Annotated in this window: 5 protein-coding genes; 2 read left to right on the top strand and 3 right to left on the bottom strand. The window is 42.7% G+C overall.

The annotated features are described in order from the left end of the window. Positions 1 to 344: 344 nt before the first annotated feature. Positions 345 to 590 (bottom strand): hypothetical protein, encoded by a 246-nt coding sequence (locus tag O9334_RS10600; protein WP_288000244.1) that lies wholly within the window; start codon positions 588 to 590, stop codon positions 345 to 347. Positions 591 to 661: 71 nt separating this feature from the next. Continuing rightward, entirely contained in the window at positions 662 to 931 is a 270-nt protein-coding gene (locus O9334_RS10595; RefSeq protein ID WP_288000242.1) for a hypothetical protein, read from the bottom strand. Between the two features lie 111 nt (positions 932 to 1,042). Between O9334_RS10595 and O9334_RS10590 the strand changes: the two genes are divergently transcribed. Then, positions 1,043 to 2,086: an HNH endonuclease family protein gene (locus tag O9334_RS10590; RefSeq protein ID WP_288000240.1), complete on the top strand. Its 1,044-nt coding sequence runs from the start codon at positions 1,043 to 1,045 to the stop codon at positions 2,084 to 2,086. A 13-nt stretch (positions 2,087 to 2,099) separates the two neighbouring features. Then, positions 2,100 to 2,342 carry a hypothetical protein gene (locus O9334_RS10585; RefSeq protein WP_288000238.1) on the top strand — a complete coding sequence of 81 codons (243 nt, stop codon included), beginning with the start codon at positions 2,100 to 2,102 and terminating at the stop codon, positions 2,340 to 2,342. On the opposite strand, the gene O9334_RS10580 is transcribed toward O9334_RS10585, so the two are convergent. Beyond that, complete coding sequence (locus O9334_RS10580) at positions 2,332 to 2,952, bottom strand: hypothetical protein (RefSeq protein WP_288000236.1); 621 nt, start codon at positions 2,950 to 2,952, stop codon at positions 2,332 to 2,334. The two genes, O9334_RS10585 and O9334_RS10580, sit on opposite strands and share 11 nt — an antisense overlap. Positions 2,953 to 3,076 lie beyond the last annotated feature (124 nt).

The following is a 3,076-nucleotide window of genomic DNA, read 5'->3' as shown; positions in this document are numbered from 1 at the left end:
TGGCACCATGCCATCCTAGATGGGGTTGAAGGGCTTGCTTTAAGGCGCTATACTGATTCATAGGGTTTTCGAGATTAGTGCTATTTCTCATAAAACCCTACTCCCGCCTACTTTTCAAGCTTTTTGTCCTGTACTTAGACTGCCCATACCTGAACCCCTTTTTTAAGCTCGAAATCTTTCGGTAACATTCGATTTTCCTCTGTGTAATAGACAATACATAAACAGGTTTAGTCTCGCTTCATTTCTTCCTTAGCTAGTAATTCGTCGGGTTCCTCTCGTTCTCATGGCTTAGTGTACACCACCCTTGTTGAATTCCACTTTCTGCCTCTAGCAATCCTACCTCGTCAAGAAGATCGAGCAAGAAACGGGGAACGGGATGGGGCGATCGACGGGGAAGAACTTCGCAAAATCAGCGTGCCGTCGTTCATGGTGATAAACTCCCCTGGTCGTGCGGTTTCAATAAACTCCACCACCTGCAAGAAGTCATGCTCCTCTAACGTTCCTTCCAGTCGGCACTCCAGACTTTGAGCCGTTTCTGCCGACCATTGCACCCGGCCATCGATGCAGAAACAATAAGCGAACTCGTACATTTTTTCCTCCTGATTGTTTAAGGAATAGCGATTAAACGTTAAGAAAAACTCCCCGCTGCCCCTATGAAAATTTAATCGAACATCGCTCGGTCAGCCTTCAGACCATTGATGAGAAGGCTTTCAAATTCGGCTTCTATCCAGATCGTCGCACCCGAACAGCGGGCATTGCTGGCATCTTGTATCAGTTTTCCCCCCTTAGTAAATTCAACTTCCTTCGCATACACGGAGCCGAGATAGGTACGAATAGCGATCGCCGCATTATCCACGATTACGCCCTTTTCGTTAGTCGCCTTCTTATTGGCGTTGACCACATGACGATTGATGTAAATTTGTGCTTTCATAATGTTAGTTCCTTTCTACTAGGGACGGCGATCGTTCTTTCTGGCAAGTTAGCAACGATTGCTTTATTCTAATTATTTTACTTCGTAAACGAAGTAAAAGCAAGAATTAAAATGAAATTTCTGGAAATCAATCCGACGAGCGAAGACTACTGGCGGGCGATTATTCTATTCGGGCGTAATGTAGCCTGCTATAAATTCGCTCTAGCCAAAGCATTATTAAAGATAGCGCGGGAAGGAAAAACAGAAATAAAATTAGAGAATTTAGCTATTCCTTATGGGATGCAGATAGTAAGGCACTTGCAGATCAGCGATAAACAAACCACTTCTCGTTCCAGTCAATTTTTGGATATTTGCCGCCAATTCAATCTAGGGCAAATCGATCAGGCTTTACTAATCGATGCGACGGTAAGACTGGGATTCGAGAATGTCATCGATGCCTTTCATAATTTGCCCACAGGAGAAATTAATCAGCCTTTCTTCGATCGAAGTCAATGGAAAATAAAAAAGCGGATTATTTTAACTGACGATTTATTAAAATTAGTAGAAAAACAAGAGTTAGATAATTTAGAGCGAGAGATAGAAGCTAGGTGGCGGTTGGTAGAAACCTCTTGGCTATTAAGTGTTAATCGCAGGATTATCGAACATGATCCCTTAGATGGAAAATTATTTACATTAGGTAATTATAATATTGATTCTTCATCAAAACGAAGAATCAATATTACCTCTTGTCGTCACGCCATTGACGGTTATCAGAAGGGAAAATGTTTTTATTGTTTTACGCCCGTGTCGATAGTCGATAACTCGGATAACCTAGCTGATGTTGATCATTTTTTCCCCCGTTCTCTCAACGATTATATCGAGGGGATAGATGGAGTCTGGAATCTCGTTCTTTCCTGTCACAAATGTAATCGGGGGGAAAATGGTAAATTCGATCGCTTACCAAATCTTAAATATCTAGAACGCTTGCAAGTTCGCAATGAGTTCCTGATCGATAGTCATCATCCTTTAAGGGAAACTCTAATCGCCCAAACGGGAACCAACAAGATGGGCAGACAGCGATTTCTCCAGAACAATTATAATGAAGTGCAGAGACTCTTAGGAGTTGCAACGGGAAAAGGATGGAAACCGTCCATCGAGTATCCAATAGCTTTTTAAAAGAAAAAATGTCATGAAAGAATATAGATGTACGCGCAATTCCCTCTATAGCCATGAATGCCTCGGCCACGACGATCTGACGGTCAGACAAGGATATTACATAGAAGCCGAAAGTCCCGAAGCGGCTTGGGAAGAAATGTCTGTCAGATTTCCAGAAGAAACTTCCGAGGGTTTTACAGTTGAAGAATGGCATAGATTTCCAGTAACTGTCAGATTAGTAGAGAGTTTTGACAGGGGACGGAACCTTAACCAATGATTTTCAGGATTTCTGAAACAGGTTGATTAGCATCGATCGCCATTCGCACCTTTGACAGCTTCTCACGGGGGACTGACCGTTTGAAGGTTTTCCATCTGCCGTTAACCTTCTCGTCCCAACAGTAAGCCCAAAACCAATGATCGGGATTGCCAGTTGAACGATCGCCCTCAACCTTTGGATAAGTTTTCACGTTACCGTGTTTATCCTTCTTGTCTTGGATAAAGGCATATAGGGAACCGCTCGGATTTTTCTTAGGGGAAATTTCAGAGGTGCGATCGTTCTGTCCTAAATTTTCCCCTAAGAAAATCTCTGAAGATGTGACGGGGTTGACCGTTTTTTTCTTAGGGGAAATCTCAGAAGTGCGATCTCCTAAATTTTCCCCTAAGAAAATCGGTGACTCACTTTCCCCTAAGAAAGAATTAGAGGTAATCGAGATAGAGGATTCTTGTGAATGAGATCGCTGCTTGTCACTTAACGCTTCTCCTTGCAAGGTGTCAGGTATCGTGGTTAATTTTGACGAACTGCTTCGGGGCAATTCTTCCGATTCGTTCGGTGAACCCACCACCAAACCTTTATTAGAAGATAACTCTGTACCCTCAAGGGGTGACAAAGGGGTTCAAAGGTAATCAAGATAAAGACTCTAGCCAAATGAACCCAAAAGAAATAGAGTGGTTGAGACAACCACCCAAAATTTCAATATGTTACCATCATTCTATCAGGCCTGTTTACAAGCC

This window comes from Microcystis sp. LE19-8.1F (genome assembly GCF_027531715.1).
Taxonomy (GTDB): domain Bacteria; phylum Cyanobacteriota; class Cyanobacteriia; order Cyanobacteriales; family Microcystaceae; genus Microcystis; species Microcystis wesenbergii_A.
The sequence above is the reverse complement of the archived record's forward strand: the minus strand, read 5'-3'. Positions and strand labels throughout refer to the sequence as shown.